17 protein-coding genes are annotated in these 24,116 nt (G+C 39.8%); 15 read left to right on the forward strand and 2 right to left on the reverse strand.

All coding sequences use genetic code 11. The features are described from left to right. Positions 1-207: 207 nt before the first annotated feature. Entirely contained in the window at positions 208-2,877 is a 2,670-nt protein-coding gene (locus IGL31_RS00440; RefSeq protein WP_002304024.1) for a YfhO family protein, read from the reverse strand. Between the two features lie 237 nt (positions 2,878-3,114). After that, the gene (gene rpmB, locus IGL31_RS00445; protein WP_002290463.1) at positions 3,115-3,303 is read right to left on the reverse strand and encodes a 50S ribosomal protein L28; all 189 of its coding nucleotides are present in this window, start codon (positions 3,301-3,303) and stop codon (positions 3,115-3,117) included. A gap of 269 nt (positions 3,304-3,572) precedes the next feature. On the opposite strand from rpmB, the gene IGL31_RS00450 reads away from it, so the two are divergent. The 15 genes from IGL31_RS00450 to gshAB all read left to right on the forward strand — a co-directional run bounded on the left by IGL31_RS00450 (position 3,573) and on the right by gshAB (position 24,080). After that, entirely contained in the window at positions 3,573-3,935 is a 363-nt protein-coding gene (locus IGL31_RS00450) for an Asp23/Gls24 family envelope stress response protein (protein ID WP_002294298.1), read from the forward strand. Between the two features lie 51 nt (positions 3,936-3,986). Further along, positions 3,987-5,669, forward strand: coding sequence for a DAK2 domain-containing protein (locus tag IGL31_RS00455; RefSeq protein ID WP_086299943.1), 1,683 nt, complete (start codon positions 3,987-3,989; stop codon positions 5,667-5,669). A 116-nt stretch (positions 5,670-5,785) separates the two neighbouring features. After that, on the forward strand, positions 5,786-7,822 hold the full coding sequence (gene recG / locus IGL31_RS00460) for an ATP-dependent DNA helicase RecG (protein ID WP_002289722.1): 2,037 nt from the start codon (positions 5,786-5,788) through the stop codon (positions 7,820-7,822). A gap of 48 nt (positions 7,823-7,870) precedes the next feature. Beyond that, positions 7,871-8,872 carry a phosphate acyltransferase PlsX gene (gene plsX / locus IGL31_RS00465; protein WP_002289721.1) on the forward strand — a complete coding sequence of 334 codons (1,002 nt, stop codon included), beginning with the start codon at positions 7,871-7,873 and terminating at the stop codon, positions 8,870-8,872. 121 nt (positions 8,873-8,993) lie between these two features. Beyond that, the gene (acpP, locus tag IGL31_RS00470) at positions 8,994-9,236 is read left to right on the forward strand and encodes an acyl carrier protein (RefSeq protein ID WP_002294295.1); all 243 of its coding nucleotides are present in this window, start codon (positions 8,994-8,996) and stop codon (positions 9,234-9,236) included. 267 nt (positions 9,237-9,503) lie between these two features. Further along, a complete protein-coding gene (locus IGL31_RS00475) occupies positions 9,504-10,508 on the forward strand; it encodes an ABC transporter ATP-binding protein (RefSeq protein ID WP_002287889.1) in 1,005 nt (334 codons plus the stop codon). Further along, positions 10,509-11,453, forward strand: coding sequence for an ABC transporter ATP-binding protein (locus IGL31_RS00480; RefSeq protein WP_002287891.1), 945 nt, complete (start codon positions 10,509-10,511; stop codon positions 11,451-11,453). It abuts the gene before it with no gap. After that, positions 11,453-12,415 carry an oligopeptide ABC transporter permease gene (gene opp4B / locus IGL31_RS00485; RefSeq protein ID WP_002287892.1) on the forward strand — a complete coding sequence of 321 codons (963 nt, stop codon included), beginning with the start codon at positions 11,453-11,455 and terminating at the stop codon, positions 12,413-12,415. The genes IGL31_RS00480 and opp4B overlap by 1 nt, the downstream gene beginning before the upstream one ends. A 26-nt stretch (positions 12,416-12,441) precedes the next feature. Beyond that, positions 12,442-13,356, forward strand: coding sequence for an ABC transporter permease (locus tag IGL31_RS00490; RefSeq protein ID WP_002287893.1), 915 nt, complete (start codon positions 12,442-12,444; stop codon positions 13,354-13,356). Positions 13,357-13,381: 25 nt separating this feature from the next. Then, positions 13,382-15,163, forward strand: coding sequence for an oligopeptide ABC transporter substrate-binding protein (locus tag IGL31_RS00495; protein WP_002319437.1), 1,782 nt, complete (start codon positions 13,382-13,384; stop codon positions 15,161-15,163). Positions 15,164-15,510: 347 nt separating this feature from the next. Continuing rightward, positions 15,511-16,197, forward strand: coding sequence for a ribonuclease III (rnc, locus tag IGL31_RS00500; RefSeq protein ID WP_002287896.1), 687 nt, complete (start codon positions 15,511-15,513; stop codon positions 16,195-16,197). Positions 16,198-16,216: 19 nt separating this feature from the next. Next, on the forward strand, positions 16,217-19,798 hold the full coding sequence (gene smc / locus IGL31_RS00505; RefSeq protein WP_086299942.1) for a chromosome segregation protein SMC: 3,582 nt from the start codon (positions 16,217-16,219) through the stop codon (positions 19,796-19,798). Positions 19,799-19,806: 8 nt separating this feature from the next. After that, a complete protein-coding gene (locus tag IGL31_RS00510) occupies positions 19,807-20,616 on the forward strand; it encodes a Cof-type HAD-IIB family hydrolase (RefSeq protein ID WP_002287898.1) in 810 nt (269 codons plus the stop codon). Positions 20,617-20,627: 11 nt separating this feature from the next. Beyond that, positions 20,628-21,626, forward strand: coding sequence for a signal recognition particle-docking protein FtsY (gene ftsY / locus IGL31_RS00515; RefSeq protein ID WP_002287900.1), 999 nt, complete (start codon positions 20,628-20,630; stop codon positions 21,624-21,626). Positions 21,627-21,812: 186 nt separating this feature from the next. Beyond that, positions 21,813-24,080 (forward strand): bifunctional glutamate--cysteine ligase GshA/glutathione synthetase GshB, encoded by a 2,268-nt coding sequence (gene gshAB, locus IGL31_RS00520; RefSeq protein ID WP_002297785.1) that lies wholly within the window; start codon positions 21,813-21,815, stop codon positions 24,078-24,080. The last annotated feature ends 36 nt before the right edge of the window (positions 24,081-24,116 follow it).

Here is a 24,116-nt window from a genome sequence, read left to right on the forward strand (position 1 = left end):
AGGTCGTGAGCCTGTCATTTAACTCTGAGTCACAAAGAGCAATTTCAAAAAACAGCTTCTCATCTTTGATGAATATCGTGACTTGTGGACGAGGCGTTGATAAGTGAATCATCTTTTTGTTACCTATTTTTTCTGTAACCAAAAAACGATGGAACGTTGTTTTGATTGCCCTTGGTGCGGACAGTCTGAACAGGTTCCATCGTTTCTTTATTTTCTACGTCTTCTTCTGTGTGTGTTTCGTGGTTGTTCTTCTATTGCTGGATCAATCGTGCCATAAAAGGGGCGATTGCGGTCAAGGTACCAGACATAAAGAATAAACAATGCAATACATAGGACAAAAAGGATTGCACCTATCGTAAATCCTTCAGGCAAGTAACTGAAAGTGACAGTATGTTTACCTGCTGGAACTTTTATCATCAAGAATGCGTCTTTGAAATTGCTGACCTTGACTGGTTTCCCATCAATTTTAGCTTTCCATCCTTTGTCATAAGGAATAGTTGTCACCAACATGGAATCTTCAGCGGTATTTACAGTCCCAGAAGCTTTTCTGCCAGTGGCTTCCATTTCGACACCTTTTTCTTTGATCTGATTCATTGCGGCTTGATAGGCTACAACATCTAGACCAACGACTTTAGGCTCCATGAAACTTATTTCTTTCGTCCCATAAAAACTTGCAGTAAATGTCACTGTTGTCTCTTGAGGATAATAGCCAAGATCATAGTATTGACCAGAAATGTTGATTTGCGTTTTTCGCGATGTACCATTGACAGTGATCGTCGCACTAGAACTTTCTAATTGCGCAAAATTGGTTGGGAACAAACTTAAGTAAGCTTGTGTATTTGCAGGCACATGGACTTCCCAAGTGAGCTCTTTTGGCTGGTTATCTGCTGTTTCTGAGTAAGTGACGCCAGTCGTTGTCTTTGTGATCGTCGTATTCAACTGATTCTTCAAAGTAGGTGTATAGAATGTAAAATACTGTTCATTTAGACCAGACAATGTATTGATCAAGTTTGTCTGACTGGTCAAATTATCTGTCACTGGCTGCTCAACATCATTAACGGACAACGGTGCAGTAAATGCTAGTGGCAATGCATTGACATTCTGATACAGTGTATAGTCGCCGCTTTGACCAGCTTGGCGGAAGCCATATTTACTGAACGTGCTTTCGTTTTTAGAAATGTTATATTTGATTCCTGTAAACCCATCCATCAGCAAAGTATTATTGTTATAACGGATATTCAAATTTGTCCCTCTTGAACGGAAACCTAATTTATCCAGGTAAGAGGAAGAATTACGATTTCTTATAGAAGAAAACAAACTGATACCACTGTAACCATAGTTGATCGAATCGTTTGCAGATACTGGATCCAGATTTTCCAAGCGGTAAAACGAGTCGGAATCTTTTTTTGTTTCATTTACAAGAGCTTTCAAGTCAGGATAAGGATCAGTATATAAACTGCGGGAAGCATAATTCCAATCATCAAGAATGCCATGGATCATACTGTTCGTATTGACCAGTGCTTCAGCAGACATGATCAATAATAACAATATACTCAGATGATTGAATGAAAGTTTCTTATGCTGATAAAATCCCACAGCAAAAGCATAAATCCCTAAGAAAACCACTGTCAATACAAAGGAAGTCATCGTCACATAGGTGTAGCTTCCTTCAGGTTTGATGCCCCATGCCACCGCAAAGAGAGCAGCTACGACCAAAATGATTCCTAACAACAGCCCACGATCGTCTTGTTCTATCTTTTCCCATCCTTTTCCTGCAAGCAGGAGCACTAAGAAAGAGAACAGATAGGCATAACGGAATAAAAACATATTCGGTGCATGCATACCATGCCAGAACAAATTCAATGGAACAAGATAAAAACTTGCGATAAGTATGGCGAAAAGACTGCCGTACAAAAATTTATTTTTCAACGGTACTTTCCGACTGGCAAAATAAAACAGACAGAGGACTAATGGTAGCAGACCTGCGTAAACGAACGGAATCGATCCGTATTTTGTCGTGTCATAAACACCAATCATATTTTTCATGATTAGATCCAGATAAGAAGTCGCTTCTGTTTTCAACGTAGTGATCTGACTCAGTGCCTCGCCATTTGACCGAAGATCCAGCACTGCTGGCAATACAATGATCATTGAAGCGCCGCCTGCCAGTAAAGAAGTGATACCATAAGGAACAATCGTTTTTTTATATTCTGACCAGTTTGTCAATAGACGGGCGATAAAATATAAGAAAGAAAATACGCCAATCATAAAACCCATATAAAAACTGGATAAAAACAAGAGTAAATAACTGATAAATAAAAGTTTCGGCCGTTTAAGATCCATAACACGATGAATCCCCAAAATCACTAATGGAAGATAAACAAATGCATCCAGCCACATGATGATCTCCGAATGTGCAGTGATAAATGAGATCAATGCGTAACTGACGCTAAGTGCAACATGCCCCCAGCGAGGAATCTTGAACGTACGTGCAAGAAACCAAAAAGCCAATCCGGCACAGCCGACCTTAAGCAAAGTCAGAACATACAGTGCATCTGGCATCATCTGGTTTGGAAAAAAGAACACCAGTGGCGTGAAGATCCCGCCTAGATAGTAAGAAATTAAAGATAAATAATTCAATCCTAGAGAAGCATTCCATGTATAAAAAATACTTTGCTTTCCAAGAAGAACATTTCGGAAGCTGGCATGAAAATTAGAAAACTGTGAAAAGGCATCACTTGCCAAAATACTTCTGCTGCTTCCAGGATAGATTCCGATACTTAGATAAACAAGTGCTAAAATCAAAAACGGAATCAGGAAACTAGCTGCTGCGTAGCGTCCGTTTTCTCTAAAGAATGACTTTAAATTTTTTTTCATATTTATTTTCCACCAAATTTCTATGAAGTTGTATTCAGTTTATCATATCCTTGTTTTTCTCTGCTTAAAAAGAGTCTAGTTTTCACAAAAAAATAAAATTTAGAATAAATAACTTCATAATTTGTTCGTATAACAAAAATAAACGCAAAAAAAGGATAGGAATCAAAAGTCCCACCCTTAAAAATTTTTATTAAATAAAAAACCGTTCACTATCTGAACGGTCCAAGTATCATTCAATTAAACGCGTTCAACTTTTCCTGATTTCAAAGCACGAGTTGACACCCAAACTTTTTTAGGTTTTCCGTCGACCATAACGCGAACTTTTTGTAAGTTAGGTTTAACAGTACGTTTTGTTGAGTTCATAGCGTGTGAACGGTTGTTTCCACTTTTTGTCTTGCGACCTGTAAAGTAACAAACTTTTGCCATGGTAATTTCCTCCTTTGCCTTGATTTGGAGCAATAGAATAATTCAGCTCATACCAGACTAACATATCATATAGAATGGAAATTTGCAAGTACATTTTCATAGATACAATTGACAATTGAGAAGAATAATTGTAAATTAAACAAGGTTATACCTGAAATTTTGCAAGGTTTTTGAGTACTTTGGGTAACTGCCTTTTATTTCAAGTTGCGCTATGATAAAATATGATAGAAGAAAAATGGGAGTTTTTTACCCGTTAAGGAGGCTCATTCATGGCTGTAAAAATTCAAACGTCAGCTGGAACCATTGAAATTACCAATGATGTAATTGCAACAGTTGTTGGTGGCGCCGCGACAGATGTGTTCGGTGTTGTAGGAATGGCCAGCAAAAATCAAATTAAAGATAATATTACTGAGATTTTGCGTAAAGAAAATTACTCAAGAGGAGTAGTTGTCCGCCAAGAAGATAATGGTATTGCTGTAGATGTTTATACGATTATCAGCTATGGTACGAAAATCTCTGAAGTTTCCCGCAACGTCCAAGAAAAAGTGAAATACAATCTAGAGGCATTATTAGGCGTAACTGCCAATTCAGTTAATGTCTTTGTACAAGGTGTTCGTGTACTGCCAGACTAGGCAGGAGACTGGCTGGTAACTCAGCAGTCGATCTGAAGGAGGATTATCTAGGTGAGTGTAACAGAAATAAGTGCAAGCCAGTTCCAGGAAATGGTCCAGGCAGGTGCGAATCGTCTGCAAGTAAATGCAGAATACGTCAATTCATTAAATGTATTCCCTGTGCCAGATGGCGATACGGGAACAAATATGAATCTATCTATGACTAGTGGAGCTAAGGCAGTAGTAGATTCAACCTCAGAAAAAGTAGGAGAATTAGCAGCAATGCTTTCAAAAGGATTGCTGATGGGTGCGCGCGGAAATTCCGGCGTTATTTTGTCTCAATTGTTTCGTGGATTTTCTAAGCAAATTCCAGATGTTGTCTCATTAGATGCTTCTGATCTTGCTGCAGCCTTCACTCATGGAGTTGAAACTGCGTATAAAGCAGTAATGAAACCAGTAGAAGGAACGATTTTGACAGTAGCTAGAGAAGCAGCGAAAGCTGGAGAAAAGAAAGCAAAAAGTACTGATGATGTCGTTGAAGTAATGACAGCTGTTGTAAAAGGGGCAAAGCGTGCTTTAGCTAAAACTCCAGACTTGCTTCCAGTCCTAAAAGAAGTCGGTGTCGTAGACAGTGGAGGGCAAGGACTGCTGTTTGTTTATGAGGGCTTTTTAAGTGCATTGAATGGAGAATTCCAAGCGGATGAAACATATGAACCTTCTCCAGCAGAAATGGATGATATGGTCAATGCAGAACATCATCGCAGTGTCCAAGGTCAAATGGCGACAGAAGATATCCATTTTGGTTACTGTACAGAAATCATGGTAAAAATCGGAGAAGGACCTACAGTCGATAGTACATTCGATTACGAAGAATTCCGTAACTATTTAGATGGTATAGGAGATTCTTTACTTGTGGTCAATGATGACGAGATCATCAAAGTCCACGTGCATACAGAAAACCCAGGAGAAGTCTTGAATTATGGACAAAAATTCGGTTCATTAGTCAAAATCAAAGTCGACAACATGCGCTTGCAGCATGAGACGATTTTGGAACACGATGAAGAAGTGAACGAGTTTGCGAAAAAAGAAACACCACGTATCCCGTATGGTATCGTAGCGATCGCTGCTGGTAAAGGCGTCCAAGAGCTGTTTGAAAGTTTAGGCGCTAATTATGTTATCAGTGGTGGGCAAACAATGAATCCAAGTACGGAAGACATTGTTAAAGCGATTCAAGAAGTAAACGCAGATAAAGTGATTGTCTTGCCAAACAATAAGAACATCTTCATGGCAGCTGATCAAGCAGCAGAAGTAGCAGATATCCCAGTAGCAGTTGTTCCTTCAAGAACGATTTCCCAAGGATTGACAGCTATGCTTTCATTCAATGATCAAGCTTCTTTAGAAGAAAACAAAGAAACGATGACAGAAATGTTGTCTAGCGTTGTGAGCGGTCAAGTCACTCACGCGATCAGAGATACCTCAATTGACGGTGTAGAGATCAAAGAAGGAGACTTTTTGGGCATGATCGATGGAAAAATCCTGATCTCTAACCCAGATATCACAGCAACAGCGTTAAGTACACTAGAACAAATGATCAATGAGGACACAGAGATCGTAACGATCTTGGCAGGTGATGAAGGAACAGTTGAACAAGCAAATGAATTTGCTGAGAAACTAACAGAAAAACATCCTGATTTGGAAATCGAGATCCACCAAGGAGATCAGCCTGTCTATCCTTATCTATTTTCTGCTGAATAATTTCTGTGTCAGAATATCTTTCTAACACAGTATTCATTCATAAAAGGCCTTCGGTTAGTGATCAGGTATGATCGCTGACCAAGTCCTTTTTTTGTTAAAGGAGGGAGGAAAAATTTATGCGTTCTTTAGATGATCCAATCACTATGCTGGCAGGAGTCGGAGAAAAAAGAGCAGCTAGTCTTGCCAGCTTGGGCATCCAAACGATTGAAGACTTACTGACTTATTATCCTTTTCGCTACGAAGATATTCAGGAAAGAAATCTAAACGAGATCCAGGATCAAGAAAAGGTTACTTTGAAAGGAATCGTAGTCTCGCCTCCTGTGATGAATCGATTTGGTTATAAAAAAAGCCGATTGCAATTTCGTATGATGCAAGAACATGATGTGTTCAACGTTTCTTTTTTTAATCAACCTTATCTAAAAGAAAAAGTCATTTTATCGGAGGAAATCGCCGTATACGGTAAATGGGATGCAAAGCGTAAAGCCTTGAACGGGATGAAGATTTTAGGTTCTCAAACAATGGATGACTTTTCGCCGATATATCACGTCAACAAATCAATTCGTCAAACGACATTAGTTGATCTAATCAAAAAAGGGTTTCAAGAATACGGCACATTGATTGAAGAAAATCTGCCAAACAACCTTGTGGAGAAATATCGACTGCTTGACCGAGCTTCTGCTGTAAGAAGTATGCATTTTCCAAAAGACCACGAAGAAAACCATCAAGCCAAACGACGTGTCGTTTTTGAAGAGTTCTTTTTATTTCAAATGCGTCTTCAAGGATTGAAAAAAGCAGAAAAAGCAGAAACGAATGGTTTGGAGATCCTTTATGATGTCCAAAAATTGAAACAATTTACTCAAAAGCTACCTTTTGAACTGACAAATGCACAAAAACGTGTAACGAATGAAATCTGTCGGGATCTTCGCAGTCCGCAGCATATGCAGCGACTTTTGCAGGGAGATGTAGGTAGCGGAAAAACAGTGGTTGCCGCGATTGCGTTATACGCTACCGTTACAGCAGGTTTCCAAGGTGCGTTGATGGTGCCTACAGAAATCTTGGCACAACAACATATGGAAAGCTTGCAACAGCTGTTTGATCCCAATGAAGTAACCATCGCATTGATTACGGGGTCAACGAAAGCAAAAGAACGACGTGAGCTCCTTGAAAAACTAGAGCAAGGGGAAATTAACGTCGTGATCGGCACACATGCATTGATCCAAGATGGAGTCGAATTTCAGAATTTAGGTCTAGTTATTACGGATGAGCAGCACCGTTTTGGCGTGAACCAGCGGAAAGTACTTCGTGAAAAAGGCTGGCGACCAGATGTCTTATTTATGACAGCGACTCCGATTCCTAGAACATTAGCTATTACAGCATATGGTGAGATGGATGTATCTATCATTGATGAACTTCCAGCTGGACGTATCCCGATCGAAACACGCTGGGTAAGAACACCTCAATTGGACAGTGTACTGGATTGGACGAAAAAAGAACTGGCAAGAGGACATCAAATGTATGTCATCTGTCCGCTGATTGAAGAATCAGAAGCATTAGATGTAAAAAATGCAGTGGAAATCTATGAAAAACTTCGTGAACTATTTGCACCAAAATATGAAGTTGGCTTGTTACATGGTAAAATGAAGAATCAGGAAAAAGAAGTAATCATGGAAGCCTTCAAAGACAACCAGATGCAGATATTAGTTTCGACTACTGTAATTGAAGTAGGGGTAAACGTGCCGAACGCGACCGTCATGCTGATCATGGATGCGGATCGATTTGGATTGGCACAGCTGCATCAACTTCGTGGACGTGTTGGACGCGGAAGTGATGCTTCCTACTGTATCTTAGTTGCTAATCCTAAAAATGAACTAGGTGTAGAACGGATGAAAATCATGACAGAGACCACCAATGGTTTTGTACTAAGCGAAAAAGATCTGGAATTACGTGGTCCTGGTGAAGTATTTGGCTTCCGTCAATCTGGTCTGCCTCAATTTGCGATTGCTGACTTGGTGACGGATGGAAATGTTTTGGAGGTAGCCAGAGAAGAGGCTGCAGCCCTTTGGCAAATAAAGGATTGGCAGATGCTTCCTGAGTATCAGCCTTTAGCGCAAAGCCTCCAAATAGAAAATCAGGATAATCGTTATTTCGATTAGCAGACTGTGCTATACTTTATACTGATGACGGAAAAAGGAGTGGAAACAATGAAAATTGCCGTAGATGCAATGGGCGGAGATCACGCACCTCAAGCAATTGTAGAAGGCGTGGCTTTAGCGCAGCAAGATTTTCCAGAAGTAGAATTCTTACTTTACGGAAAAGAAGCAGAAATCAAGAAATACTTAACAAATGAAAAAAACATCACGATTATCCATACAGACGAAAAAATCAATAGTGATGATGAGCCAGTAAAAGCAATTCGACGAAAAAAGACTGCATCAATGGTCCTTGCTGCACAAGCAGTGAAAAACGGTGAAGCAGATGCTGTATTTTCAGCAGGGAATACAGGCGCGCTACTAGCAGCAGGGTTGTTCATCGTAGGACGTATCAAAAATATCGAACGCCCTGGCTTGATGTCTACCTTGCCAGTAGTAGGGAAAGAAGGTGCCGGTTTCGATATGCTGGATCTTGGCGCTAACGCAGAAAACAAACCAGAACATTTGTTGCAATACGGTATTTTAGGTTCTTTTTATGCACGTAAAGTCCGAGGTATCGGACGTCCTCGTGTCGCACTCTTAAACAACGGAACAGAAGCAACAAAAGGTAGTGAAGTGACGAAAAAAGCCTATGAACTCCTTCAGAATGAAACAAGCTTGAATTTTATTGGAAACGTAGAAGCTCGTGAGCTACTCAATGGTGTGGCTGATGTAGTGGTCACAGATGGATTTACAGGCAACGCTGTTTTGAAATCTATTGAAGGAACAGCAATGAATATGATGAATCTATTAAAATCTGCTATTCTAAATGAAGGGATCAAAGGAAAAATGGGCGCTATGCTTTTAAAAGACGGCTTACGTTCTTTGAAAGCAGAAATGGATTATTCCAAACATGGCGGTGCCGTTTTGTTTGGCTTGAAAGCACCAGTCATTAAAACTCATGGAGCAACAGGCCCCGATGCTGTTCGCTATACGATCCGCCAAATCCACACAATGCTTGAGACAGATGTAGTTGGACAATTAGTCGAACAATTTGAAAAAAGCGAAGAATAGTATTTGGATATCTGAAGCGATCCGTTCCATTGAAAAAAAGGTGGACATTCCTGAAAAATGCCAGTAAAATTAGCCATGGTGTAGGTAATTGACAAGTGTATGATTCTTGGAGGTGAAAAAGTTGACTCGCGAAGAAGTATTTAACAAAGTAGCGAAAATTATTTCAAATCATTTTGAGATAGATACCGATAAAGTGACGGATGAATTGAACATCAAAGATGATTTAAAAGCTGATTCAATTAGTATTATGGAATTCGTTTTAGAGCTTGAAGATGAATTCGGTACGGAAATTTCAGATGAAGACGCTGAACAAATTGAAACAGTCGGTGGCGCAGTAGATTATATCAGCAGCCATCTTAAATAATTTCAAATAAAAGCAAAGAAGGATAAAAAGCTGCATGTAGCTTTTTATCCTTCTTTTTTTAATCTTTTTGACACGTAAAAGTCATTTTTCTGATAATTCTGGCGATAAACAGAAATTATGTTGCAAAGTAAAGCGGTTTTCTATATAATTATTAATAATTCATTACACAAAGATAAGAATAACCTTTGTTATAAAACGCTTTATTCTGTGTAATGTCCTTTTTTATTAAGAAAAACTTCCATTTAGGAAGCAGAGAGGGGTATTCGATTGTCCGATAACCAATTATTAGAAGTTCAGAACCTACATACAGGATTCCGACTCAAAGATGACTATTACGATGCAGTAGATGACGTTTCATTTACTTTAGACAAAAACGAGATTTTAGCAATCGTTGGGGAATCTGGGTGCGGGAAAAGTACCTTGGCTACTACGATTATGGGATTACTTGATCCTAATAACACAAAAATTACAGGTGAGATTTTATATAACGATCTGAATTTAATCGACCTGAACGAAACGCTCTATAATAAAATCCGCGGAAATGATATCGGAATGATTTTCCAAGATCCGTTGTCTGCATTAAATCCTCTCATGAGAATCGAAGACCAGATCAAAGAAGGACTTTCCTATCACACAAAGATGAATGCAGAACAGCGTCAAGCTCGTGCACTAGAATTGCTAGAACAAGTAGGGATTCCTAATCCTGCGAGAGTTGGACGCCAATATCCCCATGAACTATCAGGCGGTATGAGACAACGTGTCATCATCGCAATCGCAATCGCCTGCAAACCTCCAATCGTCATTGCAGATGAACCGACGACAGCCCTAGATGTAACCATCCAAGCACAGATTCTTGATTTACTGAAAGACCTTCAGGAAGAAACAAAAACAGGGATCATCTTGATCACTCATGACTTAGGAGTCGTAGCAGAAATGGCTGATCGAGTGGCAGTGATGTATGGCGGACAGTTCGTTGAAGTAGCAGGTGTAAAAGAACTGTTTGATCATCCTAAGCATCCTTATACACGCTCTTTACTGAACTCTATACCACAAGAAGGAAATCATGATGCAGAACTCCATGTGATCGAAGGTGTCGTTCCTTCTCTGAAAAACATGCCTCGTAAAGGTTGTCGGTTTGCACCACGTATTCCATGGATACCAGCAAGCGATCATGAAGAAGAGCCTATCCTTCATGAAGTCGCACCGAACCACTTGGTACGTTGCTCCTGCTATAAGCATTTCCACTTTAGAGACGAAAAAGGAGAGGTGTAGATGACAGAATTAATCACAATCAAAGACCTGAAAGTTCATTACCCTATTCGCAGTGGATTCTTCAATCGAGTAACGGATCATGTATATGCTGTAGATGGTGTGGATTTTATTATCGAAAAAGGAAAGACATATGGTTTAGTGGGAGAGTCTGGCTCTGGAAAATCTACTACGGGAAAAGCCGTTGTGGGATTAGAAAAGGTAACAGCCGGACAAATCATGTATGAAGGAAAAGATGTAACGAAGCGAAGCAACCGCAAAAAAATGGGTTATAACAAGGATGTGCAGATGATCTTCCAAGATTCAATGTCCAGTTTGAATCCTAAAAAGCGAGTGTTGGATATCATTGCTGAACCCATCCGAAATTTTGAACGGTTAAGCGATCAAGAAGAAAAGAAAAAGGTAAAAGGACTGCTAGATATCGTTGGGATGCCGGAAGATGCGCTATATAAATATCCTCATGAATTTTCAGGCGGACAACGTCAACGTCTAGGAGTAGCCCGTGCTGTTGCTACCAATCCAAAACTAATCGTAGCCGATGAACCTGTATCTGCTCTGGATCTATCTGTTCAAGCGCAAGTATTGAATTTCATGAAACGAATCCAGCAAGAATACGGCCTCAGCTATTTATTCATTTCACATGATTTAGGTGTAGTAAAACACATGTGCGACAACATCGCAATTATGTACAAAGGTCGATTTGTAGAAATCGGTACAAGAGAAGACATTTATAATGACCCGCGACATATCTATACGAAACGTCTGCTTTCAGCTATTCCGCAAATCGATGTAGAAAATAGGGAAAGCCACAAAGAAAATCGACGAAGAGTAGAACAAGAGTATATCCAAAACCAAAAAGAATACTATGATGCGACTGGTCGAGTCTACGATTTGCGTACGATCACAACTACACACAAAGTGGCGTTGAAAGATGGAGGTGCAAGCTAATGTGGAAAACGATTCTGCGACGTGTTTTATTGATGATCCCGCAAGTTATTATTTTAAGTGTTCTGATCTTCTTATTAGCCCAAGCGATGCCGGGGGATCCATTTACCGGTTTGATCAATCCAAATCAGGATCCGGCAGTGATCGAACAGATGCGACAAGCAGCTGGCTTGAATGACCCATGGTATGTCCAGTACTTCCGTTGGATCGGAAATGCTTTGCAAGGCGATTTTGGTCAAAGTTTCTTATACAAACGCTCTGTTGCTGACTTGATCGGCGAACGGATCATCAACACTTTATATCTATCGATCTTGACAGTTGTCCTTACTTATTTGATTGCTGTGCCTCTGGGGATGCTTGCTGGCCGGTATCAAAATTCAATCTTGGATAAGATTGTCGTAATCTACAACTTCTTTAGTTTTGCTGTTCCTTTATTTATCTTCGGCTTGATCATGCTATTTGTTTTTGGTTATCGTTTAGGCTGGTTCCCAACAAGTGGATCACAAACACTAGGTTTGCAAGGTGGATTTATCACTCAATGGATAGACCGTTTGAAATATATTCTGTTACCATCAATTACCCAAGCATTTTTGGCGACTGCCGTCACAATCCAATATCTGCGAAGTGAAGTAATCGATTCGAAATCGCTCGATTTTGTCAGAACAGCCCGTTCCAAAGGGGTACCGACGAATAAAGTATTCAGTCGACATATTTTCCGAAATGCAGCGTTGCCGATGGCTTCTCAAATGGGGTATGAAATCACTTCGTTGATTGCTGGTTCTGTAGTTATCGAAAAGATTTTTGGTTATCCGGGAGTCGGGAAACTATTTATTGATTCCATCGGCCAACGGGACTATACCGTGATCACATCCTTAGTATTGATTTTAGGAATCGCGACGCTAGTGGGGACATTACTTTCAGATATCATCATGAGTATCGTTGACCCGCGTATTCGGATTCAATAAAACCAATCAGAAAGGAGAATGGATCGATGAGTGAAAAAAACAATACAGCAGTTCAAGAAAGTATTCCTCCTATGGGGATACGAATGATTGCTCGAGAATTTAAAAAAGATAAAATTGCTATTTTTTCATTAGGTTTGCTAGTGGTTTTATTATTAGTGATCTTTATCGGTGCGATGCTGACCGATCAAGACAAAGTGATGTATGTTAGTATCTTCGACAAATACGCTGCACCAGGAACAGTTTCGACGCAAGGACAAAAGTTCATTCTGGGAGCAGATGAAGGCGGACGTGATGTATTAGGACAATTGATCATAGGTGCTAGAAACTCTGTTACGATCGGATTTGCGATCACGATCCTTACTTCGATCATCGGGGTTGGATTAGGGATCATCTCTGGCTACTACGGAGGGATCATTGACAACATCTTGATGCGGATCGTTGATTTTATCATGATTCTACCGATCATGCTGATCATTATCGTCTTCGTATCGATTATTTCCAGATACAATGTCTGGTCCTTTATTTTCATCATGAGTGCATTTTATTGGGTAGCTAAAGCCCGATTATTCCGAAGCAAGACATTATCTGAAGCAAGAAGAGATTATGTCAGTGCCTCAAAAACAATGGGAACCAATGATTTTAAAATCATGTTCCGCGAAATCATGCCGAATCTAAGTTCATTAATCATTACTAATTTGACGATGAACTTTGCGGCAAACATCGGCATCGAGACAACTTTGACTTTCTTAGGTTTCGGCTTGCCGGCAAATGTACCTAGTTTAGGTACATTGATCGGTTATGCAAGTAACGGAGAAGTCTTAGTGAATCGGCAATGGATCTGGTTACCCGCATCAATCCTTATTTTAGTTTTGATGTTGAGTATCAATTATGTTGGACAAGCATTCAAGCGTTCTGCAGATGCGCGCCAACGGTTAGGCTAGTATAGAAGCGAAGGGGGAAATAGGAATGAAGAAAACGATTTTTGGATTTGCAACGCTGATGTCTGCTGTCGTTCTTGCAGCATGCGGGGGCGGAGGTACAGATACCTCTGGAAACAACTCTGGAGGCAACGGCAATAACAAAGAGGAATTAACTTTTCCAATTGCAACAAAAAATAATGATGATGCAATCGAAGACGGCGAATTAGAAGCTGCGGTCGCAACGGACAGTCAGTTTAAAGGATTGTTCCAGTGGGAGTTTTACCAAGATTCATATGATGCAGCTTTTATGGCTCCTTCTCATGAACCGCTATTTGCAAACGATGACGATTTCAGAATCACAGACGACGGAGCTGCAACGCTTGATCTAGATGAAGATACGAAAAAAGCGACAATCAAAGTAAAAGACAACGTCAAATGGTCAGATGGTGAAGATGTAACGGCGGACGATGTGATTTTCCCTTACGAAATCATTGGGAATAAAGACTACACTGGTATCCGTTATGACGACACTTTCCGTAACATCGTAGGTATGGAAGAATATCATGATGGAAGTGCCGACACAATCTCCGGAATCAAAAAAATAGACGACAAAACAGTTGAAATCGAATATAAAGAAGTAAACCCAAGCATGCTTCAATCGGGTGGTGGTATCTGGTCGTATGCAGCACCAAAGCATACGTTAGAAGGTGTAGCAATCAAAGATATGGAATCAAGCGATCAAGTACGTAAAAATCCAGTGACTTTTGGCCCTTATTACATGAGTAATATCGTTGCAGGAGAATCAGTAGAATACTTGCCAAACGAGCACTACTGGAATGGTACGCCTAAATTGAAAAAGATCACGATGAAATCTGTACCGATGGCAAGTGCAACTGAAGCATTGAACTCTAAATTATATGATATGATTTTCCAAATGCCAACAGATACTTACGATACCTATAAAGAAATTGCTGGCTATACAAACTTAGGCCGTGAACAAACTTCTTATACTTATCTAGGATTCAAGTTAGGTAAATGGAATGCAGATACAAAGAGTGTGGAATACAATCCAGATTCAAAAATGGCTGATAAATCATTACGTCAAGCAATGGGCTATGCATTAGATAATAATGCAGTAGGTGAACGTTTCTATGCAGGTTTGAGAAGCAATGCGACTTCATTGATCCCTCCAGTATTCCAGTCATACCATGATGATGAGATGAAAGGATTCACACAAGATCTAGACAAAGCGAAAAAACTATTAGATGATGCTGGCTACAAAGATGTGGATGACGATGGTTTAAGAGAAGACAAAGATGGAAATAAACTAACAATCAACTTTGCTTCGATGTCCGGTGGGGAAACAGCGCAACCATTGGCAGATTACTATATCCAACAATGGAAAGAAATTGGTTTGGATGTCCAATACACAACAGGTCGTCTGATCGAATTCAACTCTTTCTATGATAAATTAGAAAACGATGATCCTGAAATTGATGTTTACCAAGCTGCTTGGAATACAGGAACTGATCCAAATCCAAGTGGACTATGGGGACCAAATGCTGCGTTCAACTACACTCGTTATGAATCAGAAGAAAATACAAAATTGATCAACGATATCAGTTCAAGCAAAGCATTTGATGAAGAGTACCAAAAAGAAGCATATCAAAAATGGCAACAATATGCATTTGAAGAAGCATTTGCGATTCCAACGTTGTTCCGTAATGAAGTATTGCCAGTCAACGACCGTGTCAAAGACTGGGATTGGTCTTATGATGTACCAAACCCATGGGCAAATGTTTCTGTTACAGCAGATTCACGTTCATAATCACTAAAAATGACCGGAAAAGGGCGATGTCCTTTTTCGGTTTTTTGATATTTTTCTGTTTATTTCTCTAATATTCAGGTCAAGGCGCTGATTTCATGACTTCTCCAATAAACGGTGTTCAAAGTCCAGTTTCTCGGTATTAAGTCAAATTTATGCAAAAATATGGAAAGCCATTTTCACAAAATTTTTTCTTCATACTCGAAACTAAACGAATTTTTCACAACTTTTCGACAATCACTAGGATTATTAAAGCTTTACTTACCTTTTGACCGAACCATTTCAAATTTGACAAAAAACCAGTATAATAAGGAAGTATCGAAAAAATATCCATAAAAGGAATGTGGAAAATGGACAACCAGCTGACAAAAGAACTAAAAGAAAACTATAACATCGTTTTTCACGATCTAAATTTGCTTGAACAAGCTTTTACCCATTCATCCTATGTGAATGAGCATCGCAATCTGCAATTATCGGATAATGAGCGACTTGAATTTTTAGGAGATGCCGTTTTAGAACTGATGGTTTCTCAGTATTTATTCCGTTTATATCCTCATTTGCCAGAAGGAAAATTGACAAAAACACGAGCTGCGATCGTTCGCGAAGACAGCTTGTCGAAATTTGCCAAAGAATGTCACTTTGATCAATATGTTTTGTTGGGCAAGGGAGAAGAGAATTCAGGAGGACGTACGCGACCAGCATTGCTTTGCGACCTATTCGAAGCTTTTTTAGGCGCGTTATATCTTGACCAGGGATTCGACACGACCCATGCATTCATCGAAAAAGTGATTTTTCCTAAAGTTAAAGCAGGTGCTTTTTCACATGAGATGGATCATAAAACAAAACTACAAGAAGTCTTGCAAAAATCAGGTGATGTATCAATCGAATACCGATTGATCAATGAAGAAGGTCCAGCTCATGAACGAGTATTTTGGATCGAAGTTTATGTAGATGATCAATTGATTGGCACTGGACAAGGAAAATCGAAAAAATTAGCAGAACAAGCTGCGGCGGAAAATGCATTGGCAGCACTGTAAAAGTAAGTGAGGGAAAGCTTTGTATTTGAAACGAATTGAAATAGCCGGTTTTAAATCATTTGCAGACAAGACAGTCATTGATTTTGAAAATAGCGTCACAGCAGTGGTTGGACCAAATGGCAGTGGAAAAAGCAATATTACAGAAGCTATCCGCTGGGTATTAGGAGAACAATCTGCTAAAAGTCTGCGAGGCGGAAAAATGCCGGATATCATCTTTGCCGGTTCCGATACCCGTAAGCAGCTGAATATTGCAGAAGTCACAGTGATTTTAGACAATAGTGATCATTATCTGCCATTGGAGTACAATGAGATCAGTGTAACCCGCCGTTATCGACGGACTGGGGAAAGCGAGTTTTTCATCAATAAACAAAGCTGCAGATTAAAAGATATCCAAGAATTGTTCTTAGATTCTGGATTAGGAAAAGAATCGTTCTCAATCATTTCTCAAGGAAAAGTAGAAGCGATTTTCAGTAGTAAACCGGAAGACCGTCGTGGGATCTTTGAAGAAGCAGCTGGTGTCTTGAAATACAAGCAGCGGAAAAAGAAAGCAGAACAGAAGCTTTTTGAAACAGAAGACAACCTCAGCCGCGTCCAAGACATCATCCACGAATTGGAAGAACAGTTAACTCCTTTGGCCGCCCAGAGTGAGGCAGCAAAGGAGTTTTTACGGCTAAAAGAAACACTGACTCAAACCGATGTCTCTTTGATGGTTGCTGAAATCAAGACAGCAAAAAAAGATTGGGACAACAAACAAGCACAGCTTGCGAAATTCAATCTAGAATTAGGCAAACTATCTGAGTCGATCCAAGAACAAGAATCCATTTTGGCGAAGCAGCGTAAAGAAAATGCGCAAGCCGATCGTCTGATCGAAAAAAATCAGCAAGTATTATTAGATCTTTCGGAAAAACTGAAGCAGACAGAAGGACAAAAAGATGTTTTGCAGGAGCGGACAAAGCATACACAAAAAAGCTCGCAAGAATATCACACTTCATTAGCAGAAGCACAAAAAAAGGTTAAACATTTTGAAAAGCTTCAAGAAAGCTTGTTGAAAGAAGCAGCAGAAAAAGAAACAGAGATCCAAAAAGCTGAAGCAAATCTCATAAAAACACAGCAAGAATTAGAAAAATACCAAAAATCAACGAAAGAATTATTGGCAGAATTAAGAGATCAATATGTTGATTTGATGCAAGAACAAGCAGCTGTAGGAAACGAACTGAAGTATCTAGAACGTCAATATATACAAGAAACAGCAAAAAGCAAGCAGACGTTAGCCAAGCAATCGGAAGTAGAAGCATCAGTAGACCGATTGATCTTACAAAAAGAAGAATTGACACAAAAGCAGGCGCAGCTAAAATCATCTTTAACTGAAACAAAAGAGAAGTTAGAAATGATCCAACAAAACGGGAAAAAGTTCCAAGAAGCATTAGCAAAAGAACAGCCTAAAATGTATCAATTAATGAATCAAGTCCAGCAGCTACGTGCTCGTAAGAAAAGCCTTCAAGAAATCCAAGAAAACTATTTTGGTTTTTACCAAGGGGTTCGATTGGTCTTGCAGCATAAACAGCAGCTTTCGGGTATTGTCGGAGCAGTGGCTGAACTGATCGATGTTCCTGCAGATTTCACGTTAGCTATCGAAACAGCTTTAGGTGGGGCAGCCCAGCATGTCATCGTTGAAAATGAAAAAGATGCTCGGCAAGCCATCACGTATTTGAAACAGCAAAGAGGAGGAAGAGCAACATTCCTTCCACTGACGACAATCAAACCAAGACAATTACCGGCTCATATATTGACACAAGCAGCAGCTGTAGAAGGGTTTATAGGGATTGCCAGTGAACAAGTCAGTTATCCCGATCAAATCCAAACTGTGGTTCAAAACCTGCTAGGAACGATCCTTTTAGCCAAAGACTTAACTAGTGCCAATGCAATCGCGCAAACGATCCGCTATCAATATCGAGTGGTTTCCTTAGAAGGTGATGTGATGAATGCCGGAGGATCCATGACAGGTGGAGCGAATAAACGAGGAAACCAAGGCAGTTTGTTTGTACAAAATCAAGAATTGAAACAGTTGACTAGTGAATTTGAAGAAGCAGATAAACAACTCCAAGCACAAGAAAAAAAAGTTCAGGAGCTGCAACAAGAAACAGCTCGTTTAGCCGAAGAACAAGAAGTTTTGCGTACACGAGGCGAACAATTACGTTTTGAAGAACAAGAAGCGACAAATCAGCTACAAAACATCATAAATGAACTTGAACGTTTTGAAAAAGAAAAGCAAATCTCAACTTTTGAGACACGTGAACTGCAGCAGTTTATCGAAGATTACGAAAAGCAAACGAACGAATTGAAAGACAAACAAACAGATCTTGAATCGCAACGACAAAAAATCGACGAAGAAATCAAATCGTTAAGTCAAGAAAGCGACCAGATGGAAGCCAGAAGAGCACAAGTACAAAGTCAAAAAGCACAAGAACAAGCAGATCTTGCTGTCTTGAAAGAGCAGTTTAATCATCTGCAGATCCAGCTCCGCGGTGCCCGAGTCCAAAAAGCAGAGGCAACCGAACGTCAAGAAGCGATAGAAAAGCAGTTGGCGACATTGACAGCAGACTTTTCTGATCATGAAGTCACAGAAGAAAGTTTGGAAAAACAAATTAACGAATTATCTGCTCAGCGAGAAACATTAAAAGCCGAGTTGGCAAAAGCCAAAGAGCAGCGAGATAGAAGGCAAAAGGAGATCGATAAGCTTGAAGCAGTCTTGGCAGAGCGTAATCGTGAGCAAAAAGCACGACTGTCGGAACAATCCAAATTAGAAGTCCAAAAAGACCGAGCTGAAATGATTTTAGATAATCATTTGACCTATCTGCAGTCAGAATATCAGCTGACATTTGAGAAAGCTTCCCAAGACTATCAAGAAACAACCGATATCGAAGACAGTAGAACAAAGGTTTCATCCTTAAAAGAACAGATTGAAAAACTGGGACCAGTAAACTTAAATTCAATCGAACAATACGAACAAGTCAGTGAAAGACATACATTCTTAGCAACACAGCGAGATGATCTGTTAGCAGCGAAAAACCAATTGTTTGAAACGATGGATGAGATGGATGATGAAGTGCGGACAAGATTCAAAGAAGTATTTGAAGCTATCCGTCAAGAATTCAAAATTGTCTTTCCAAATATGTTTGGCGGCGGTAAAGCTGAATTAGTACTGACAGAACCAACTGATTTGCTGAAAACAGGTATTGAGATTGAAGTACAACCTCCTGGCAAAAAACTGCAAAGTCTAAGTTTGCTTTCTGGAGGAGAACGAGCACTTACAGCCATCGCGTTGCTCTTTTCCATTATCCGTGTCTGTCCTGTTCCGTTTTGTATCTTAGATGAGGTAGAAGCAGCGTTAGATGAAGCCAACGTGAAACGTTTTGGTCGTTACTTGAGCGATTTCCAAGATGACACACAATTTATCGTAGTCACACACCGCAAAGGAACGATGGTCGCAGCAGATGTACTGTACGGAGTGACGATGCAGGAATCCGGTGTATCAAAAATCGTTTCTGTACGGATGGAAGATATCAATGAAGAGGCGAAAATCAACGAAACGAAAGTGTAGGAACGAAAATGATCAAATTAGTAGCAATCGATTTGGACGGTACATTATTAAATGAACAAAAGCTGATTTCAGATGAGAATAAACAAGCATTAGCACAAGCAAAACAGCAAGGGGTCAAGATCGTTCTATGTACAGGACGCCCCTTAGCTGCGATGGCGCATTATCTGCAAGAATTAGGACTGGTAGATGAAGGTGACTACAGCATCACTTTCAACGGCGGTTTGGTACAAAAAAATGATACTGGTGAAATCATGGAAAAGAAAGTGATGGAAGTATCAGATATCCAACGCTTATACAAACTGGCTCAGCAATTGGATCTGCCACTAGATGTTTTGTCTGACAATGTGGTTTTACAGCTGCCTAGTGCCCCAAGGAAGCAATCCTTGTACAATGTGTTGAATAAGCTGCTGCAATTCCAACCAGCGGATATAAGCGATATTACAGATGAATTTGTGCTTAATAAGGCAGTAATCGCTTATGACCAAGAAGAATTAGATCCTAAAATCAAAGAAATACCAGCAGAATTCCATGAAATGTATGAGATCATCAAAACAAGAAGTATGCTTTTGGAATTTATGCCAAAAGGTGTTACAAAAGCTTATGGTATTTCTTTATTGGCAAAAGATCTTGGTTTGAAACAAGAAGAAATCATGGCGATCGGTGATGAGGAAAATGATTTACCGATGATCCAATATGCTGGACTAGGCGTAGCGATGGAGAATGCTGTGCCTTTCGTCAAAGAAGCAGCAGATTTCGTGACAGCCAGCAATGAAGAAAATGGCGTAGCCAAAGTGATCCAAAAATTTGTATTAGAGTAGGGGGGAGTCAAATGGGATTTTTTGATAAAATCAAGCGTGCTTTTACTGGCGAAGAGAAAACAGAAGAAGTTGAAGTACAGGAGAAGTACGACAAGGGTTTAGAAAAGACGCGTAAAACATTTGGTGAACGGATGAATGAGTTGTTTGCCAATTTTCGAACAGTCGATGAAGACTTTTTTGAAGAATTAGAAGAAACACTTATCGGTGCAGATGTAGGTTTTGAAACAGCGATACGAATCACCGAAGCATTACGTCAAGAAGTGAAACTCAGAAATGCGAAAAAATCGGCAGAAGTCCAAAATGCGATCATCGAGAAACTTGTGGATCTCTATGAAGCGGAAGGAATCAATGAAGTAAATGAACTAAATATCCAAGAAGACGGACTAACAGTTATTTTGTTTGTCGGTGTTAATGGTGTAGGGAAAACAACAAGTATTGGTAAACTTGCCCATCAGTTCAAAAACGAAGGTAAAAAAGTATTGATGGCAGCAGCAGATACCTTCCGCGCTGGAGCAATCGACCAGTTAGTTGTCTGGGGCGAACGCGCTGGTGTTGAAGTTGTTCGTGGCAATGCAGGAGGCGATCCAGCAGCTGTCGTATTCGATGCTTTGGAAAGAGCAAAGACAGAGCAGGCAGATGTTTTACTAGTTGATACTGCAGGCCGACTGCAAAATAAAGTGAACTTGATGAACGAATTAGAAAAAATAAAACGAGTAATCCAGCGGGAATTACCAGAAGCACCCCAAGAAACACTTCTTGTATTAGATGCAACCACTGGTCAAAACGCGATGGTTCAAGCAAAACAATTCAAAGAAACAACAGATGTGACCGGTCTTGTTTTGACAAAATTAGATGGTACAGCAAAGGGCGGTATCGTACTTGCTATCCGTAATGAATTGCATTTACCAGTGAAATTGGTCGGTCTTGGTGAAGGAATCGATGACTTGGAGCCGTTTGATCCAAATGATTTTGTCGTTGGATTGTTCAAAGGATTACTAAAAGAAGAATAACCCATGTCTAAAAAGCAGGAGCTGTGACAAAAGTTGCAGCTCCTTGTTTGAATGATTGTTTTTAACATAGCTGTGTTTTTGATGCCTTCATTTTTATACTTATTTGTAAGCGGTTCTCAAACAATTTCGTTCTTTTTCTTAGACTTTTTGATTATAATTAGATTCATATGAATTGGAGGTCACTTAATGATGAATTTTAAGCAATTATTATTGCATGTCAATGCGCGCCCTTTTATCGACCAAGCTCGATTTGGTATAGAACGGGAAGGACAGCGGGTTGATCTTGCAGGAAATCTAGCAAAAACCGATCATCCAGCAATCTTTGGCGATCGATCCTATCACCCCTATATCCAAACAGATTTTAGCGAAACACAAACAGAGATGATCACCCCTGTTACCGATTCTATTCCCGAATTATTTCAGTATCTCGCTGCTGTTTATGATGTGACTGCTCGTTCTATACCGAAAGAAGAGATGATCTGGCCATTAAGTATGCCACCTGCCTTACCGGAAAAAGACGAAGAGATCATTATTGCAAAATTAAAAAATTTCGAAGATGTCTTGTATCGACGTTATTTAGCAAAAGAATACGGGAAGCGAAAACAGATGGTAAGCGGTATTCATTTCAATTTTGAATTTGGCGATGAGTTGCTAAGAACATTGTTCAGCCATCAGGAAGAATTTCAAGATTTTTCCGAATTCAAAACAGAACTTTATTTGAAAACAGCGAGAAACTTTATGCGCTATCGCTGGATGATCACTTATTTATTCGGTGCTTCACCAATGAGTGAGAAGAACTACTTTTTAGATGAATCACATCCGCAAGAACCTGTTCGCAGTATTCGCAACAGTGCGCTGGGCTATACGAATCATCCAAATGTGAAAGTTTCCTATGCTTCTATGAAACAGTATTTAGCAGATATCGAGCGAATGATCGAAGAAGGGAAACTTTCGGAGGAGAAAGAATTTTATACACCGCTTCGTTTCCGAGGCGGAAAGAAAGTCGCAGATTTAGCAACAACAGGTGTTCGTTATATTGAATTGCGGAATATCGATTTGAATCCTTATGCAAGATTGGGTATCAATCCAGAGCAAGTTCGGTTCTTACAATTATTCCTGATGTACATGTTATGGACAGAAGAAAAAGAAGACTGTGACCAATGGGTAGCAGAAGGTACGACTCGAAATAACAAAGTAGCACTAGAACAACCATCAGATCAAACAGAATTTCATCAAGAAGGTAGAGAAATTCTTGAAGGGATGAAGCAAATGCTGGTTGAATTGGATTGGTTGGATTCTCTTTATTTAGTAGAGGAAGCATTGACTCAAATGGATCATCCTGAACAAACGTTAGCAGCGAAACTCTATCAAGAAGCACAGCTATCGAGTCAGCAAGAAGTTGCTGTGGCATTGGGACATCAATATTATAAAGAAAGCCATGAACGTCCCTATCAGTTGGCCGGTTTTCGCGAAATGGAACTTTCTACTCAGATATTTATGTTCGATGCCATCCAAAAAGGTGTCCAAGTCAAAGTATTAGATGAGTCGGATCAATTTTTGCGTCTGCAATTCCAAGACCATGTAGAATATGTGAAAAATGCAAACATGACAAGTAAGGACAGCTATATCGTCCCACTTATCATGGAAAACAAAACAGTAACGAAAAAAGTCTTAAAAGAAGCTGGGTTCCGGGTACCAGGAGGCGCAGAATTTTCATCCATGGAAGAAGCGGTAAAAGCTTATCCGAGATTTGCCGATCAGGCATTTGTGATCAAACCTAAATCAACCAATTACGGGTTAGGTATCACCATTTTCAAAGAAGGAGCTAGTCTAGAAGATTATCAAGCAGGTTTAGCCATTGCTTTTCGTGAAGACAGTTCGGTTTTAGTAGAAGAATTTATGCCGGGAACGGAATATCGTTTCTTTGTGATCGACGGAGAAGTCCAAGCCATCATGTTGCGAGTCCCTGCTAATGTTATTGGTGACGGTATCCGAACAGTGAAAGAACTTGTTGAAGAAAAAAATAGTGACCCTTTGCGTGGAACGAATCATCGTGCACCTTTAGAATTGATCCAATTAGGTGAATTAGAACAATTGATGTTGAAAGAACAAGGGTTAACGATCGAATCAGTTCCCCAAGCCAATCAAATTGTTTATCTAAGGGAGAACTCAAATATCAGTACGGGCGGTGATTCGATCGATATGACTGATGAATTTTCTGAAGCTTACAAAAAAATCGCCGTTTCTGCGGTAGAAGCACTAGGAGCTAAGATCAGTGGTATCGATTTGATTATACCAGATAAAGAAATCGATCCTACAACTGATAAAAAAGCATATGGGATCATCGAAGCAAATTTCAATCCAGCGATGCATATGCATGTTTATCCTTTTGCAGGAAAAGGCAGAAGATTGACGATGAATGTATTGAAATTGTTATATCCTGAAGTATTTTAAAAGAAAAAGCTTTTGACAGATTGTCCTATTTGATGT

This window comes from Enterococcus sp. MSG3290, from assembly GCF_050555565.1.
In the GTDB taxonomy this organism is placed as follows: Bacteria; Bacillota; Bacilli; order Lactobacillales; family Enterococcaceae; genus Enterococcus_B; species Enterococcus_B faecium.